This window comes from Psychrobacter cibarius (assembly GCF_016107535.1).
Taxonomy (GTDB): Bacteria; Pseudomonadota; Gammaproteobacteria; order Pseudomonadales; family Moraxellaceae; genus Psychrobacter; species Psychrobacter cibarius.
Genome location: NZ_JABASQ010000017.1, coordinates 12,770 through 30,532, shown reverse-complemented (window position 1 = coordinate 30,532; position 17,763 = coordinate 12,770). Strand labels below are relative to the sequence as shown.

At 42.1% G+C, this 17,763-nt stretch carries 15 protein-coding genes and 1 tRNA gene; 4 read left to right on the top strand and 12 right to left on the bottom strand.

The window, feature by feature from the left end; genetic code table 11:
- Window positions 1-127: 127 nt before the first annotated feature.
- Window positions 128-610 carry a DNA starvation/stationary phase protection protein Dps gene (dps, locus tag JFC08_RS10055; RefSeq protein WP_198330591.1) on the top strand — a complete coding sequence of 161 codons (483 nt, stop codon included), beginning with the start codon at window positions 128-130 and terminating at the stop codon, window positions 608-610.
- A 160-nt stretch (window positions 611-770) separates the two neighbouring features.
- On the opposite strand, the gene JFC08_RS10050 is transcribed toward dps, so the two are convergent.
- The 8 genes from JFC08_RS10050 to JFC08_RS10015 all read right to left on the bottom strand — a co-directional run bounded on the left by JFC08_RS10050 (window position 771) and on the right by JFC08_RS10015 (window position 9,064).
- On the bottom strand, window positions 771-1,478 hold the full coding sequence (locus tag JFC08_RS10050; RefSeq protein WP_198330590.1) for a DUF2059 domain-containing protein: 708 nt from the start codon (window positions 1,476-1,478) through the stop codon (window positions 771-773).
- A gap of 15 nt (window positions 1,479-1,493) precedes the next feature.
- Complete coding sequence (locus JFC08_RS10045) at window positions 1,494-2,615, bottom strand: cation diffusion facilitator family transporter (protein ID WP_198330589.1); 1,122 nt, start codon at window positions 2,613-2,615, stop codon at window positions 1,494-1,496.
- 106 nt (window positions 2,616-2,721) lie between these two features.
- On the bottom strand, window positions 2,722-3,267 hold the full coding sequence (locus tag JFC08_RS10040) for an acyl-CoA thioesterase (protein ID WP_198330588.1): 546 nt from the start codon (window positions 3,265-3,267) through the stop codon (window positions 2,722-2,724).
- A gap of 126 nt (window positions 3,268-3,393) precedes the next feature.
- On the bottom strand, window positions 3,394-3,804 hold the full coding sequence (locus JFC08_RS10035; RefSeq protein ID WP_060491490.1) for a DUF2177 family protein: 411 nt from the start codon (window positions 3,802-3,804) through the stop codon (window positions 3,394-3,396).
- Window positions 3,805-3,906: 102 nt separating this feature from the next.
- Window positions 3,907-5,403: an SAM-dependent methyltransferase gene (locus JFC08_RS10030; protein ID WP_198330587.1), complete on the bottom strand. Its 1,497-nt coding sequence runs from the start codon at window positions 5,401-5,403 to the stop codon at window positions 3,907-3,909.
- Window positions 5,404-5,486: 83 nt separating this feature from the next.
- Window positions 5,487-6,467 carry a DUF1365 domain-containing protein gene (locus tag JFC08_RS10025; protein ID WP_198330586.1) on the bottom strand — a complete coding sequence of 327 codons (981 nt, stop codon included), beginning with the start codon at window positions 6,465-6,467 and terminating at the stop codon, window positions 5,487-5,489.
- Window positions 6,468-6,508: 41 nt separating this feature from the next.
- Complete coding sequence (locus JFC08_RS10020) at window positions 6,509-8,269, bottom strand: NAD(P)/FAD-dependent oxidoreductase (RefSeq protein WP_198330585.1); 1,761 nt, start codon at window positions 8,267-8,269, stop codon at window positions 6,509-6,511.
- Window positions 8,270-8,326: 57 nt separating this feature from the next.
- Window positions 8,327-9,064 (bottom strand): SDR family NAD(P)-dependent oxidoreductase, encoded by a 738-nt coding sequence (locus JFC08_RS10015; protein WP_198330584.1) that lies wholly within the window; start codon window positions 9,062-9,064, stop codon window positions 8,327-8,329.
- A gap of 541 nt (window positions 9,065-9,605) precedes the next feature.
- Between JFC08_RS10015 and JFC08_RS10010 the strand changes: the two genes are divergently transcribed.
- The gene (locus JFC08_RS10010; protein ID WP_198330583.1) at window positions 9,606-10,808 is read left to right on the top strand and encodes a pyridoxal phosphate-dependent aminotransferase; all 1,203 of its coding nucleotides are present in this window, start codon (window positions 9,606-9,608) and stop codon (window positions 10,806-10,808) included.
- Between the two features lie 300 nt (window positions 10,809-11,108).
- Window positions 11,109-11,184 (top strand) — tRNA-Asn (locus JFC08_RS10005).
- 254 nt (window positions 11,185-11,438) lie between these two features.
- Here JFC08_RS10005 and icmH read toward each other — a convergent pair.
- From icmH to JFC08_RS09985, 4 genes are all read right to left on the bottom strand, one after another.
- On the bottom strand, window positions 11,439-12,251 hold the full coding sequence (icmH, locus tag JFC08_RS10000; RefSeq protein ID WP_060491495.1) for a type IVB secretion system protein IcmH/DotU: 813 nt from the start codon (window positions 12,249-12,251) through the stop codon (window positions 11,439-11,441).
- 127 nt (window positions 12,252-12,378) lie between these two features.
- Window positions 12,379-13,725: a type VI secretion system baseplate subunit TssK gene (gene tssK / locus JFC08_RS09995; RefSeq protein ID WP_198330582.1), complete on the bottom strand. Its 1,347-nt coding sequence runs from the start codon at window positions 13,723-13,725 to the stop codon at window positions 12,379-12,381.
- 9 nt (window positions 13,726-13,734) lie between these two features.
- Window positions 13,735-14,421 carry a hypothetical protein gene (locus tag JFC08_RS09990; RefSeq protein ID WP_198330581.1) on the bottom strand — a complete coding sequence of 229 codons (687 nt, stop codon included), beginning with the start codon at window positions 14,419-14,421 and terminating at the stop codon, window positions 13,735-13,737.
- Between the two features lie 31 nt (window positions 14,422-14,452).
- Window positions 14,453-15,502 carry a M15 family metallopeptidase gene (locus JFC08_RS09985; RefSeq protein WP_227697725.1) on the bottom strand — a complete coding sequence of 350 codons (1,050 nt, stop codon included), beginning with the start codon at window positions 15,500-15,502 and terminating at the stop codon, window positions 14,453-14,455.
- A gap of 417 nt (window positions 15,503-15,919) precedes the next feature.
- On the opposite strand from JFC08_RS09985, the gene JFC08_RS09980 reads away from it, so the two are divergent.
- Window positions 15,920-17,704: a hypothetical protein gene (locus JFC08_RS09980; RefSeq protein ID WP_198330580.1), complete on the top strand. Its 1,785-nt coding sequence runs from the start codon at window positions 15,920-15,922 to the stop codon at window positions 17,702-17,704.
- Window positions 17,705-17,763 lie beyond the last annotated feature (59 nt).

The following is a 17,763-nucleotide window of genomic DNA, read 5'->3' as shown; positions in this document are numbered from 1 at the left end:
GCTTGAGGCTTTCAATCTTCATTTAAGCTGCTATTATTTATAACGAATCAGCAAGTAGTTGGTTACTAAGATACCAATAACAACAAATGAGATTTTCATTAAAATAATACACATAACGGAGTAGAACATGAGAGAACGTTACGCAAGTGGAATAGATGACGCAACCGCAAAGAAAATGATCGACTTATTGAACGCTAATCTAGCGAATCTCATTGATTTGAGTATGGACAGTAAGCAATGTCATTGGAATTTGCAAGGTACTGGCTTTATCGGTGTTCATCAGTTATTAGATGATACTTATGGTCGCTTGACTGAAGCTTATGATACGGTTGCTGAACGCATCGTTATCCTTGGTGGTAAAGCCAATGGTATTTCTAAACGCGTCGTTGAGGACTCTATCTTAAAGACTTACCCTACTGATATCACTGAAGTTGATCAGCATGTTCGTGAGCTTACCAATCGTTATAAGACCATTGCGGCATCATTGCGTGAAGGGATTGATGCTGCTGGTGATGCGGGTGACGAAGATACCGCTGACTTATTAACGGAAATAAGCCGTACTGTCGACAAAGATGCATGGTTCATCGGTGCCAATGCACCAAAGAAATAATATCTTTGTACTCAAACCAGACATATCAATAAGACAGTCTATATCAGCAAAAAAGGTCACTTTTATAGTGACCTTTTTTGTGTGTACTAATGTATGTGTAATAACTTTAAGATTCGCGCTCAGAAACGGGCTTTAAAGTAGCTAAATTGTCAGTTATCAGTTAAAAAACACCTTGGATTATTTGTTGCATCTGCGGTAAAATCTCATCCAGCTGCGCCTCTGTCTCACTGGTATCCTCAGGCAAAGATTGCTTTAGAAATGCCGCTGTAATCTGTGGCTGTTTCGATAAGATACTTTGACCCATCACCGTATCATAAAAATCAATTTGAGCATCAACTTCCGCTTGCGTATAGTAAGTCTTCGCTGCGCTGATATAAGCTTGCGTCAACGTCTGCCTGTCAGTGGTATCGCCGATAGTATTGGTCATTATCTTGGCATATTGACCCAGCACTTTTTGAATCTGCTCTTGTAGCGCCTGTTGGCGTTTATTTAAGTTACCATCACCTACTGACTCAGTACGATTTTGCGTTTGTACATTGATAGCATCGATAGCCGCTTGTTGCCCGTTAACGATAGATTCTATTTGCTCATCAATGTGCATCACTTCCATCAGCTTAACGATAGACGTATCTGTTGGGGAGATATTATTATTCATAAAAGCGGTATTGTTAATAGAAGCGCTATTCGCACTTATTCTATTGATACTTACGCTTTGCTGTTGAGCAGGCTCATTATGAATTACCAGCTCAGCCTGTGCTTGAGTCAGACTGGCTACTGCGCTAATAGTGATAACGGCCATACTTAATGAGCGAACCATGATTGAACGCCCAACAGGGCTCTCTATAGCAGACTGAAGACTTAGTTTCATATTAGTTTCTCTTTATCAGGCATCTTGATTATAACTATTGGGTAAGCTCAAAGTTTCAGCATTAGGTACAGATAATGTCAGGATAGCTTCCTGAAATAAAGGATTGGCACGGAACTGACTTTCAATAATTTCGAATTTTTGGGCAATCTCCTTTTCTTTTTGATTGCCAGCGATATCGACTGCCGCCACCATAAATATCTTTTTGGGTCCCACCCACTCCAAATGCAAGTACGACACACTATCGATATCTGGATGATTGAGTAACTCGGTCAATGCATAGCCATGTATCCTCTCTGATACTTTATAACCGACCAAAAAGTCACGGTTACGGCTAATTAAAAAGATGGCTACCGCACCCAATAATATTCCGACAATGATAGAGCCGAGCGCATCCCAAAACGGCTGTCCCGTATAAGCATGCATACCCATGGCAGCAGCAGCGACAACCAAGCCAATGACAGCTGCCAAGTCTTCAAAGAATACACCACGTAAAGTTGGGTTTGACGTATCGACCACATAGCCAATGGCGCTGACATTTATCGCTTCACCATGCTTTTTACTTTGTAAGTAAGCTTGCCCTAATGAAAACCCTTCGAGCACAAACGCAATCGCCAATACAATGAAACCGATGGTATAGTTGGTCTCGCTTTCCGCAGCATTCCACTCGGTGATACCAGTATAAATGGAGACAATGGAACCTGCCATAAAGACACCAAAAGCGGCTATCATCGACCAGACATAAGCTTCTTTGCCATAGCCAAGGGGATGGCTTTCATCAGCAGGTTTGATCGCCTTTTTCTCAGCGACAATTAATAAAGTACCGTTACCTGCATCTGCCCACGAATGCGCTGACTCTGCGATCATAGAAGCAGAGCCCGTCATAAATGCTGCTACCGTTTTGGCAATCGCAATGATAATGTTGGCTCCAACGGCAATTAATACCGTTACCAATGAAGCGGAATGTTGCTGGTCTTGATTGGTTGCTGACTGAGCAGAATCGTCTAATACAGAATGAGAATTACCATCAGAAGTGGCGGCTGTAATGAGCTTACCAGCGCCTCGAGCACGACTATTATGCGGCGCTGGCTGATGAGAAATAGGAGCGTGTGACTCGGCTTCCGATGGTTTTAAGCTCATAATAATCTCGATATAGGCTTTTTGAACGCAGATATGTATATATTTAACCAGATCAATAGACCGTATATTGAAAGCATTTTAACTGACTATACAGGGTCTATTCCTCTTAACGATCATGAAGATTAGCCAGCTCACCAACCATATCCCCGATATCACAACTGGGTCGATGTGAACTTTCCAGACGCAGGTTTTTACGCTCTAGTGCGGCATCAGCGCGGCATTGCTGCATGGGATTTTTGATATCAAGTGGCGGCGCAGGTGTGGGCTTGCCATTATCATCGATAGCGACCATCGTAAAATAGCAGCTGTTGGTATGGCGTACAGTGCGGGCTCGAACGTCTTCTGATTCGACACGAATGCCAATCTCCATCGAAGTATTCCCTACATAGTTGACACTTGCCGCAAAGGTAACCAATTCGCCAACATATATAGGCTCACGAAACATCACTTGGTCGACAGACAGCGTCACCACATAATTGCCGCTATAGCGACTGGCGCAAGCGTAAGCGACTTGATCTAGCATCTTAAGCAAATCACCACCATGCACATTGCCAATAAAATTCGCCATATCAGGCGTCATGAGTATCGACATATATAGCTCATGATTTAATGGGGCTTTTTTGGCAGTCGAGCTGGTATTGTATTGCGGCATAAAAATCCTTGAATGATTTAGGGCGTGTTGATAGTAAGTATCATTTATACAGCAGCTCACAAGAGAGCACAAACGGCACTCTGTCATTGAATGGTCTAGGTTATGTAAATCTTAAGCTATTTAACTTTAGCTCAACCAATGAAAACGATAAGCAAGCCAAGCAACAATGGCGCTCACTGAACCTGTCAAGATACCACCCCAAGCAAAATCAACCAACGCTGTATCCAGTGTAAAACCTTTGTACAACGCTAAACTGGTAAAGTCATAAGTACCGTAGGCCATCAGCCCTATTAAGCCACCAAGCAAGAATATATGACCAATCGAAGCGCCTGCTTTGATTTGTGGATATAAAATCAAGACACAGAGAGCCAGTAGATAAAACATATAGAACACGCCAGCAGCAATCATGTTTGGCTCATCGGCAAGCAGATGCCCGATACGCTTTTCATAAAATAAGCCAGTCATAGTCTTGAGCCAAACTGCGTCAATACCCAAAAATATAAGCACAGCAGCCAGATATATAAATACATAACCCATAACCACATCCTTTTAATTAGCGTTTTTTAATCCCAGCTTGTTTCCATAACTGCTTGTATCCAGCATCGCTTGTTAAGACACTACCTGTTGAAACGCAACTTGTTAAGACGCTATGTTTCGTTTGGAGGCGTCTTGGCCATCACCGTTGTTGGCATTACCGCTTTCATCAAAATTCATAATATCGTGAATCAGGCGGCTGCTTTGCTCATCGGTGAGAGTATCATGAGAAGACAAATCAGAGAAATGCATCACATCAATATTGTCTGGCTTCACTGCGGTCAACTGTACCACGCCGATGGTGCGCTCTAAAAACCCACCTTCACAATAGCAAAAGTAAAAATCCCACAAGCGAATAAAGGCATCATCATAACCAAGCCCCTTAATTTCTTCACGCTGTGCCATGAACGCCGCACGCCAATCACGCAAGGTATGAGCATAGTCAAAACCGTAATCATGTAGCTGCTTGATGACCATGTCGGTTTGTTCCGTAAACTGTGTATTTAGCTCTTGATTGGAGAGCAAACAACCACCAGGGAAAATGTGCGTCTGGATAAAATCGACTGAATTAACATAATCTTGGTAGTTTTGATCGTTAAAGGTGATCGCTTGCAGCACCATCAGCCCTGTGGGTTTGAGTAAGCTATTACATTTGGCAAAAAACGTCGGTAAGTACTCGTGCCCAACGGCTTCAATCATCTCGATACTGACTAGCTTGTCGTACTGCCCTGTCAGCTCACGATAGTCTTGCTTCAGCAGGGTAATGTTATCAGACAGTCCTGCCGCATCGACTCGGCGCTGCGCCTCATCATACTGGGCATCAGAGATGGTCGTCGTCGTTATGTGACAGCCATAATGTGTGGCGGCATAAATAGCAAAACCGCCCCACCCTGTGCCAATTTCTATCACATGATCATCAGGCGTCAATTGTAATCGCTGGCAAATGAGCGCCAGTTTATGCTGCTGCGCTGCGCTCAGTGATACATCAGGCGTACAATAGACTGCTGCTGAATACATCATCGTATCGTCCAAAAAACGCTGATACATATCATTGCCCAAATCATAATGCGCTAAAATATTGGACTTGGCACCAGACTGATCATTACTGCGTAGCCGATGCTTCGCTTTTTCAAACGCCTTACTCACACCTGCAAAACGATTTTCTAACTTATTCAATACCACCAAGTTACGCGCTGCCAACCGAATCAGCCCAGTCAAATCGTCCGTATCCCACTCACCATTGATATAGCTGTCTGCTAGCGCAATAGAGCCGCCAAGCAACAACTGCCGATAGACAGTAGGATCATGAATCATCAAGGTGACGTGTAGTGAATGGCGACCCACTGCCGAACTGCTCGCGACACTATCGGATACTTTACCGAAGCTGACGGTATTAGGTGCTTGCTCATCGAATGCTTCGACTATAGTCAGGCTGCCAAACTGGATATGCGCTAATGCGCGGAAGATGAGTTTTCTTGCCAATTGATTCATTCCAGCACTGACGGGCTGAAAAATGGCGCGCTCATTGACGACCTTACTCATCTGTGCGGTCAATTTTCCTAATGTCGAAACGGGTGCTCGGTCGGTTGGTCGTGCTGACATCGTATATTCATCCTTGTTTAAATGCTCTATGCTTAAGCGTTAAGCTGATAAATTTCTTTGGCTGATCGTTAGCCCTTCAACTATCAAAGAATATCTTTTGGAGTCGGTGCTTTGTTCTGTTGGCTATCGGCCAGTTTTTCATCATAATGAATATAAGGCACTTTTTTAATCGCATAAAGCTTGAAAGCATGCCAATAAATACGGGTTACAGAGGTCATGTTCATTAGCGGACTTTTTCGCAAACTGTTGCGAATCGTTGTGGCGGTCATTGGAACGCCAGCCATTTTTATACCCGTTTTTAATACCTCACCGCGCTCATCGCTGATATCGATAGCAATACGAACTTGCAAGCAATTATCCGGCTGCTTTTTTACCTTAACTTGCCAACGATATAGCTGATCGATCGGGTTAAAAGGTGAGACATGAAAATCTTTATTATGACAAAATTCAGTATTCCCGCCATTGAGTGTAAACCCATAATAATGGCGCTTATCCCACGGTGTATTAGAGACTTCAGCCAATAAATGGGATGGTATCTGCTGCTCATCGAAACCTAAATAAAAATTGACTGGACTAAAATATATGCCTGCATTGCGGCAAACGAGCATCCCAATAATATCGCCTGTTGGCGCACTACCCGTTTGCTCAGTAAACGCTTGGTTTAAGCGATGATTAAGTGTCTGAACAGAATTTGAACGGCAATTATCATGCTTATCACTTATTGATAAATTACTTAGGCTATTTGACTTTTGTAAAGGTAGACTTTGTAAGTAATCATCAGGACAAAACTGCTGCAAGGCTTTTTTCTTTGCTGAAAATAATGGCAATCCTTTGACCAGCCGTCCTTTTGAAAGCAACTTTTTTAAAAGCTTATTTCTGCTACTAATACCTGTACTTATTTCAGGAAGCTCCAGCCCTTTAGTCAATGCGCTGATATTGATGCCCCAATAACGATATGGATACGCAAATTTATGTACACTTGGCAGTAACCGACTGTGCCAAGTCGTCCCATGAAACAACTGATGGGGTAACAGCTTATTAGGCGTGTCGGTTTCAATAGACATAGCATTCTCTTCAATAGTGTTCGTTGATCTCACGGCCAAAATCACTGCACGTTATGACGACCGAATAAGCGACGCTTTCGCTTTGGTTCATCACTTTTAACAGGCGATTGTAAACGTTCAATGTACTCAATCAGCTCTTGATTGGTGAGCGCCGTGACCACCTCACGCTTATTAAGTGTGCGCAATTTGGTATCTGCCTTTACCGGTAGGTCCTTATAACGAAACGGCGTATGTGCGCTCTCGGCATCAGGCAGATGAGTCGGATCAACCTCGTCTTTTATGGCAATATCATGGCCAAGTGCCTGGCAGACACGTAGACCGCTACGTACACCATCTTCATGAAAACCATTAAACCAATAGGCACCGCAAAAATGTGTGTGCATGCCGTTACCAGAGATACTCGACCATTTGCTTTGCGCCTTAATCATCGCTTTATCAAACACAGGATGGCTATAGTCGATGCGCTTGATGACGTGCTTATCATCAACATTTTCATGAGCGGTTTCTGGATTCAGCGTAACCAAATAATTGTGCTTTTTGGTCAGGCGTTGCAGAATATTCATGTGATAAGTCAGCACTGGTTTTGCTGATGTTTGTGCTTTTTTAGTATGGTTTTCAGCAGCTGATTGTCCTGATTGTCGCGCAGTTTTATTTACGAGATTCTCATCTATCAGATAATTCCAGCTGGCCCATGCCAATGGCTTGTTCGGTAGGACACTGATATCGGTATGCAATACGGCGGTATTTTTGGTAAAGCGAAAATGACTGAGTACCTCATATTCATCCTTACTGGCGTCTGTTAAAATTTTGAGCGCGGTGTCTGCATGACAAGCAAAGATAACTTCGTCAAATACCAATTTTTCGTTCAAGCTTTCGATATTATTATCAGTAACACCTTTATTTTGAACCGTCAATAATACTTGCTCACCATCGCGAACCACAGACTGTACGGGACTGTTTACTCTCACCTTACCGCCCGCTTTGATGAAGCGTGGAATCAACTTATTGACGTACTGTTTTGAGCCACCTTTGATCGTAAACCACTGCGGACGATTAACCACATCGAGCAAGCCATGATTGTCAAAGAACTGTGCAAAAAACACCAGTGGGAAGTCTTGTACTTCATGCAGACTGGTTGACCAAATGGCAGAAACCATTGGCAGCAGATAGTTGTCTATAAACAGCTTGCCATAGCTTTTTTCTGTGAGATAGTTGCCCAGCGTTTGCTCAGTAAAAATACTAACATCTTGCCCGTTAGCACGTGCCATTTCGTAGTCTTGGCGTAGCTGCTTGATATGTTTATTGAATTGTAAAATATCTTTGATAAATTGCCAAAACTTTGGATTGAAGGCATTCTTACGCTGCGATAATAAAGTATTGAGCGTGTGACCATTGTATTCAAAATGGCGCGCTGTATTCTTTACCGAAAAGCTCATGTCAGTTGATTGAAACGGCACTTGCAGCTCATGCAGTAGACGAAAGAAATTGGGATAAGTACGCTCATTGAAGACGATAAAGCCAGTATCTATGGCACTGTTTTCCACATTGCTGCTCTTTGCTTTTTTGCCGTCTTGTAGCGACACATCGATGGTATTTACATGGCCGCCAATATAATCATTAGCCTCGAACACTGTCACTTCATGTTGCGCCACCAGATAATGAGCGCAAGTCAATCCTGATACACCTGAGCCAATGATAGCAATACGTTTTTTAGCTTGAGCGTTAGTCGTCTGCTTTGAGAGGCTGCTGGCTTCATGAGAGACTGTCTCTAGGTTCTTACGTTTACGGTGGTTAAACAGCATTGATGCGTTCCTTTCCATATTTTTAGTAATTTATTTTTTGCAATTTTTCAATATAAACTATTTTTTATTAATTTTTTCACTGACTTGCTGCCACACCAAATCTGGCAACGTACCCAACACCTTTAACGGTAAAGTGAGCTTTTTGGGAAATTCAATCACATCGTGGCCACTCGCGATACCATCACGAATAGCTTTGCTTGCCTGCGCTGTTGTTTGGATAAAGGGCATGGGAAAATCGTTTTGCTTAGTCATTGGCGTCTCGACAAAACCAGGCACGACCAAACTTACCGACACATCATGCGGTGCAAGGCTAATCTGCAAAGTTTTCATTAGGTAATGGATGGCAGCCTTTGAGCTTCCATAAGCTTCGGCACGAGCAAATGGCACATAAGCAGATGCTGAACCAATGCCCACCAAGCGACCTTTTGAGGCGATTAGTTTTGGCAATATCCCTTCGATAGCATGTGACAACGTACCCATATTTACCGACATCACTTTCATAAAAGAGGCGCTATCGAAGTTTGGCATGTCCAAATATTCGCACATGCCAGCGCCACAAATCGCCAAATCAACCTCTTCAATTTTTTCAAAAGCATCGATAACTTTATCCCGATCCATGAGATCTAAGTCAACCGTTTCTGCGCCTAATGACTCAAGCGCAGCCAATGCCCTATCGTCTCGACCAACGGCATAGACATGATGACCGTCTAGTAGATAGTCTTTTGCCAATTGATTGCCAATACCAGACGTCGCGCCAGTAATAAGTATATGTAATTTCTTAGTAGAGTCAGTCATCGTAAACGTCCTTTTATGTGTGCTGATAGCACAAAACTTACCATGCATTCAGGTGTCAAATACTTGCTTACCACCTTTAGTCAGCTGACGGCATTAACCTTTTTTTATTAAGGTATCATCCATTTTATTTATTAAATCTAAACAATCATAGCGCAAGGCTATCGATTTATTGTTGTGGTTTCGCAATCAATGCGTCTCTTAATTGACTGAACCTGTCTACTCTCACGCACTGGAAAAATTGCTCTTAGGTCTGTCGTTTTATGTTACTAGCCCTATAAGACAGCGTAATTGCGGCATGCTACAATACTAAAAATCAAAAATAGCTTTACATTAAATGGCTGATTAGTCAGCGTATTTATCATGAAAATATCCAACCTGTTAAAAGCGCTTGTCTTTATTAACGGTTATTTATTTTCAAAAATCAACTTCCCTTGCGACAGTTTTTGAAACTGCCTGATATCGTGTCCTAATGACATCTCAAACGTTATACAATTAATGATAGTGCTTCACCAATCCCACTCCACTATAAAAAGGATCTCTCATGAGCGAATTGCAACTCTCTGACCGCGTCAACAACATCAAGCCATCGCCTACGCTAGCGATTACCAATAAAGCCAAAGAGCTAAAAGCAGCTGGTAAAGACATTATCGGGCTGGGTGCAGGTGAACCTGATTTTGATACGCCAGAGCACATCAAAAAAGCAGCAATCGATGCCATTAATGACGGTTTTACCAAATACACCGCTGTCGATGGTACGCCAGAGCTCAAAAAAGCCATCATTGAGAAGTTCAAACGTGATAATAACATCAGCTATGAGCCCAATGAAATCCTAGTATCGGTCGGTGGTAAACAGTCATTTTTTAACCTTGCGCAAGCCTTTATCAATCCAGGTGATGAAGTCATCATTCCAGCACCTTACTGGGTCAGCTATCCCGACATGGTCATCATTGCAGAAGGTGTGCCAATCATCGTCAAATGCCCTGCTGAGCAAGATTTCAAAATCACCGCTGAGCAATTAGAAGACGCCATCACTGACAAAACTAAAATGCTGGTACTAAACAGCCCCTCTAACCCAACCGGTATGATTTACACGTTGGATGAGCTAAAAGCCATCGCTGACGTGCTGAAAAAGCACCCACAAATTTATGTTGTGTCAGATGACATGTATGAGCACATCCGCTGGACGGGCGATAAGTTCTACAATATTCTGAATGCAGCACCTGAGCTAAAAGAGCGGGCGATTATTTTAAATGGCGTGTCAAAAGCATATGCGATGACTGGCTGGCGTATTGGTTACGCTGGTGGCCCTGCCAAGCTGATTGGAGCGATGAAAAAAGTACAATCACAGTCAACCTCATGCCCAACATCGATCAGCCAAGTTGCTGCCGAAGCCGCTATCAGTGGTGATCAAAATGTACTTACGCCGATGGTAGAAGCCTTTGAAAAGCGTTGTGATCTAGTCGTTGATGGTTTGAACGCGATTAAAGGTATTACTTGCCTGCGTCCTGATGGCGCTTTCTACGTATATCCTGACATCAAACCACTCATCAAAGCCGCTGGTCTGTCATCATGTACTGAATTTTCAGCATGGTTGTTAGAGAAAGTTGGCGTCGCAGTGGTGCCTGGTGACGCCTTTGGACTTGGTGGCTATATGCGCATCTCTTACGCAACTGATGAAGCAACGCTAAAAGATGCCTTATCACGTATCGAAAAAGCGGTGGCTGAGTTAGACATTGCTGAATAAAGACTAAACAGCCACTGTCTTAAAATTACTACGCTTAAGTATGTGCTTAAACATGCGCTTATAAACGAAGACGCCACCTATCCTCTATGTGGCGTCTTTCTTATTTATCTCACAATTGGGAGTTTTTTTGGCAAAAAACCTCGAAAAACGCCTTATCCCCTTATTAAAATAATTATCTTTGATAATTATGCAAAAAAGGCTTGACGTATTTTTTATTTTTGCTAGAATACGCCCCACTTAGCAAGAACTCATTAGAGACTTCTAAGGCTCGTTGTAAGGTTTTAAACACTTGCAGCTTATTCTCCAATAGCTCAGTTGGTAGAGCAACGGACTGTTAATCCGTGTGTCCCTGGTTCGAGCCCAGGTTGGAGAGCCACATTTTAGTTGTAAATTTCTTGAATTATCTTTAATTCAATTATGGCATTTGCCAAAACCCTCATCTATTTGATGAGGGTTTTTTTATAGCTGCTATTTTTATTGGCATGAAGAAATTTATATAAAACTCAGTAGAAAAATAAGTAGCCAACAATATAACAATCGGGGCTGTCCTAACGGTTTCTATTTCAGCACAACATACGCAGCTGAAATAAAAACTGTTAAAAAAGTTAGCATTTAAAGTAAGGAAAATAATTAAGGTAGGAAAATTGAGATATGAGCTTGCTCTTTGTTTTCTTGAATCACATTGTCGTATGCTGACAGCTGCTCATTAGAGAAACTATTGGTAAACTGCCACATGGTCGCAAATATCGCGGTTAACAACACTGCCATGACTGTGAGTATGACCCATAGTGGCGTTTCGCTCGTGAGCGTGTGTTTGATTTGGTCGGGTATCGCCCAAAAAGGCGAAAACTCGTTCTTATTACCCCGTAGATGCTCAATTTCATCCCCTAAGCGTGAGATAAGATAACGAATTTTCTCTGGCGCTTCTAAACGATACTTCCCTTGAAAGCCAAGTAGCATCGCATAGTGATAGACCTCCAGAGCAGGCAGACGCCTCTCTCCTTGCTCGCGTAGCCCATCTAAACGCTCGAAGAACTCATTACCAGCAATTTGTGAGCCAAATAAATCCAACTGCAAAGGATTTAGCTCCCAAGCATCTTTGAGAGTTTGAAACTCGGGCTCTTGCGAGGTCATGATGGTCTCATCAATCAATGCACAATACGCATACTTAGCTTCATGGATATCTTCTGAAAGAAATCCTTTTTTGCGCGCATTCATCTCGAACTTGTCTAAAAAATCATATATTTTTTGACGAAATTGTCGCGGCTCTGTACTGAAATAATGATTACGCAATAAAAACACTAAGTAAAAGCCGTCATACATGATGTCTACCAGCGACTGACTACTGATACGCTTATCTAGACCAGTTGCTGAGACCTTTGAAGCCACCTCGCCTGAATCTAACAACGAAGGTGCAGAACCCATTGAATTATTCCCTGACATGATTATTCCTAATGCTTATTATTTCAAATACTATTGAGGGCGTGTCCTCAAAATGAGCACGCGCCCTAGTGCATACTCATCTTGCATACTCATCTTGCAACCTCAGCACCTCTAGAGACAAAAAGAACTACTGTACGATAGCCATCAGCTCTATTTTTAAATCATCAAAGCCATTTGGCACATAAATACAGATAGATTCAGATTTGAGCATTTCGTCATATAGCTCGCCTACCGGTTCGATGGTGAAATAGCTAAAGCCTGGTCTCACTGGTATCGCACTGGGTACTTGGCTGACATGTGAAATAGAAGAGCCTGGCAGCGCTGATAAGACACGTTTCTCTACTGAGTCAGGCGTCGCAATTTTAAATCGGCGTGGTACGATATCGATGAGCTCGTGCATCGGCAATGATGAGCTAACAGACAGATACAGCTGTGAGCCACGCGTGATCTTGTCACTACTTAGCTCGCCTGTATAATAAGATGGCTTATTCTGACGCAATGGAATCGAGATAAAGTTACTGGCAATGACGGTATTGAGTAGCTCACGAATGATTAAAATGATACTGACAAATGAGTCATTGGCATTATCGTGATGATAAGAAGGTAAGTCGCCCACCTTATATAATGAGCTAAAAGTAGCCAATTGGCTGGCGACATTTAATAATGCTTCATAAAGGCGTTCTGGATGTAGTTTGGCATTATTATATAGATGACTGAGCTGAGAGTATGCGGTATTTAGCGTATGCAATAGCCAAAAAGAGGCAATATCTGAGGAGCGAAATTCCAGTAAGTCATTGTTTGACTGACGATGATGGTCATACAGTGACGTAGACTTGGTATTAATCATCGTCATCAAACGATATACGTGACCAATAAGCGCAGGGTTACTCGTAATATGCACACTTGGGACGATATAATCATCATCGACTTGATAGACGCCTTGAGTGGTACGCACGAGCTTGGCTACCAATAATGACACGGTATCTTGGCTAGGCGCTTGCGCAGAATGGCTTAATTGTAAACTTGGCGACAGTTTAATCACATCAATGACTGCTTCAGCCGCTTGGCTATATAGATCTTGTGCCTCAATAGCGCCCCTTACATAGCGTGTTGGGTTGTCACTACGATCCGTCTGTATATTGCTGCCGCCACTATGGACAATCTCTAAACTCAAAAATACGAAAACTTCATCGCCATTGTCTTGGGTATCTAAGGTAATGGCTTTCGGTAAGGTGTCGGTACGAGGCGCATGATATATCGTGCCATCTGGCAATACCGCATAAATACTTTGAAAGCTTAGTAAATTGCTTTCCAAAAGTTGCTTATCAATCTGAACATCAGATACGCCATAAGCATAAGGATGCACCAGCATCATACTCAAAGCTCGTTGCGAGTCATGATAAGTGTCTTGAATCTGAAAATGTTGGGGTCGCAAAAACAACCCTTCTCCCCATAATACCCTGTGTTTACTCAAGACAATCTCCTAAGAACAGCTGACTAGTGGCTGCTGATAATATTTAAGTTTGGTGGTAAATGTAGGTGCCAGTGCTGGGTCAACACCCTCAGTAATGCTGACATCGCATCCACCAATATTGATCGCCAGTGGCGTATCAAAATTGAGACTGGCAAGTGGGATAAGAAACTGTGAGCGCTTTTTGGTATATCTCAGCCCCACTTTAATAGCGATAAAGCGTGCGTCTTGTGGAATGTTCACGGTCAGACTGCTCTCACGATTTGGGATAATACTGATCTCTTTGGCAGCCAGCGCTTCAATATCCGTAAACTGACTCTCCTCCTCCAAAAATGCGATATAGGCAGTACTTGCTGTGCCTACTTTGGTACGACCTGCATTGGCATTAGTGGTGGGTTTGATATTTAGGGTAATCTGCTGACGCTTCATTTTTTCTTGCAATGCTTGCTGCTCAGCACTCATGGTCGCTAGCTGCTGTTGCTGCAGTTCTAGCTGTGCTTTTAAGCTTTGCAAATCAGCACTATTTTTGCCATTATTAACGATATGGCTCATGGCATCTATAGTAGGAGGCTCGCCTGCCAATGCTGATACCTTGTCATTTGACTTGCTCAATTTATCAGTGCTGCATCCTGCGATCGCACCACTTAGCAAGCAAGTAGCGGCGATTAATGATACTGGCAATGTCATACATTTATTCATACTTTCGGTTTACCTTAGCTTTTTATTATCATTATTGACTGGTCAAAATCTCAGCCATTTCTGGGCGACCGAGTACGCCTTTTTTGCGCAGCTCGACATGCCCAAGATCCATCATACGCCAATCACCACCCCACACAAGTCCGGCAGATTTGGCTACTTTACCATATAATTTATAGCCTCGCATTGCCCAAGGATCCTTTTCGCTTATGACAATTTTACCATTTCTGATAAAGGCGCTATCGCCCGCCAAACCAAACTGATGATAGCTCTTGTATGATCCTGCCTTCGTTACATGAGTGCCTTTTTTCAATAGTCTTGCTTGCCTTGCAGGGCTACGATAGCCTTCTAACAGCACCATGTCATAGCCATATTGGTCACTCATTACTTTATACACAGTCAACAGCCGTTGAACAAAATTTGAGTTCATTTTTTGCCAATTACGGTCAGCATTTTTGATATTGATATGACCATTGCTTAGATGTGCAGCCAACATGTCACCTGAATAGCCAGTGCTATGATCTTGCGTGTTTAAGTCAGACAAATCAGGCTCAGGGAGCATTAGCGGTCTATCAATCTGAGGTATATTTGTCTGATTATTTGGCCAATACCCTTCCTCTGTCTTGTCAGCTTGGTAGCTTGCAATCTCAGCTTCTAGTTCAGCAAACAGCTCCTCTGGCGGAGGCGACGGCGGACGCAGACGCTCTCCTATAAGTAGTTGACTGATTTGCAAATTTGTCGTGCTAGCCACGGTATCGTTGGCATGATAAACCTCCAGAGAATGATTGGTAATCAGGGCATAACACAATCCAACCGTTGCCATGACAATCAAAAAAGACAATGCCGATATCACTGGAATACGAGAAACATCTATATCTGAAATAAAACGAATAAACTGCTTGATACGATAATGAAATGCCTTTTTTGGTGTCTTTATCGATGGACGCTTGAATTTTAGGCTAGACAATCGATGAAAAAACACCATTACTTTATCTAATAGTCGCCCACATAGCTGCCGATCAAAAAGCATGACCATCATGAGGATAGAGAGCAATGTAAAGACCGATACAGTCAAGTAAATCATAGGCAAGAGTCAGCGACAGTTGAGACGATAAAAACAAAATAACAATAAACAGGCGTTGATAATTACGATTTCGTCAGTATTATATAGACAAATCATCTCCTTTTAAAACAAAGCTAACTTAATTACACTAATTTTTATTTATTGCTATCCATTAGCTTATTTATAGACAGCTTAAAAATACCATTTCATTATAAAAATTTACTTAATAATTCCTAAAACCCTCACTGGTTATCGATTTTATAGTTTAACAACGTTTTCAAAGCGATTCCTATCATTACAATCGAATCATAAAAAAGACAAATAAAGTTAACTAGTATAGTAAAAATAAGCTTATAGATATCATAAAATTTGAATCGCAAAGCTTGTCTACATGGTAATAATCATAAGAACAACCCAACAAATAGGGAGTTTAAATAAGTGGGCGCAAAAAAAATACTGTCATACGGACGATCTATTTTAGTCATGATTTTGGTGTTGTATCTCATTTTGGTCTGGATGTACTTTAAAGACAATGCGCGACAGCTGACCTCATCTGGCTTATTGCTATGGTTTGTTACCATCCCTTTATTGTTTCTTGGCTCTATCATGGCGCTCTCATGGTGGCAAAAAAAACTGGATAAACAAACAACCGATTCACCAGAGATACTTGATGGAACAGCAGATAAAACAGACGCTATTAAGCCGCCCAATACTTATCCGTTATTTATCTATAGCCGTGTCTGCCTACCAGAAGGAGACTGTTGGTCTGAAGTGGTGGACAATGATGCAGACCTAACCGTATTGAGCGAGGATTTGACAGATATTGATGGTATGCCAATGTTGGTCAAACCGATTGCAAGACTCCCTGATGCAGCCGCCCTACCATATCCTAATATCTCTGATGCCTATTCAGCAGATTCAGAGTTTGACGACAGCTATTCAGACCATTATTTAGATTCGAACAGTGATTTAGACAATAGTTTAGACAGCCATCTCGATGATGAGAGATTTACCGAACGTAAAGCCGCGTTAAATGATACTACCTTGCGTTTACAGGCATTAATTTATGAGCAGCTAGTCTTGAGCGAGGAGATGCTGTCTAGCCTTGCCGAATACTTTTACCAACATCACCAACAAGATACGACTCAGTCCAACGCAGCCATTCATATTCATCCCGAATGGCAGCAACATTATTTGGTGAGTGCCAACGAAGTAAGTAGTGAAAATAACAGCAGTAAAAATAACAGTGATGACAAAATGACAGCAGCCTCTGCTGGTCATTTAACCAATCTTCCTATCTATTTATGCTTACCTGCCAGCGCCGATTCAGCATTTTTGATCGCGACCATAAAAGAACAGTTAGCAACTTACGGTATTCTTGATACACGTCTTGCTATTACGACCATCATAACTGACAGCACTGACGCCTCAAACACCGTAGCAGATAATAGCGCTAACAATACCGCCATTGCCACACCTACAGATTTCATCAATAGACATCTACTGCCTTTATCTAAATCAACTGCGCCGGATCTTTGCTTAATTCTCATTGCAGATTCACAGATAAGTGAAGAATGGTTGGACACTCATTTGTATGCTAAGCAAATGACCAATGTCATTCCAACTGAGGCGGGTGCGCTGTTGCTATTCTCGAATCAAGCGACTCAAGAGCTACTCAATATTGACGCTAGTACCCGTATTTTATTAACGGAGATAGGTACAGCTCATCGCACTGAGCTTTTGAGTGATAATCGTCGCTATTTGAATCATTTAACGACTATCAAAAACCTATTAATAGACAATATGCTTTCACTGTCGCCGACCGATACGACCACGCTAAAAACCACCGATAAACAGATAGTAAAGCCCGCAAAAAAATCGTCTGACATCAACAGCAAAGAAAAAAACAAGACTAATGTTTCTATAACAGATATATCCATTACCGCCATGTCTGACATTAATCCATTAAATCAGCCTTATGACTTATCAACGTATATGAGCTTTCTTGAAGCATTTATAGCACAAGGCGCTCTAGTAAATGAGCATAATTTAGGGCATTATATGCCATTGAATAATTGGTTGAAGCCATTCATCAGCTTATCGTTATTCATTGACTTAGCCAAAGAAGACCAACAAGAGTCAGACAGATCATTTCTAATTACTCAACATAAGCACTGCAATATGCTTTGGTTGCTAGACTCGTCTCAAAAATCTGAGTCGTAGTTTTAATGGTGTTTTGTCGTGGTAAATACTCGTTTTATTATCTTAAGTTCACACTAGGT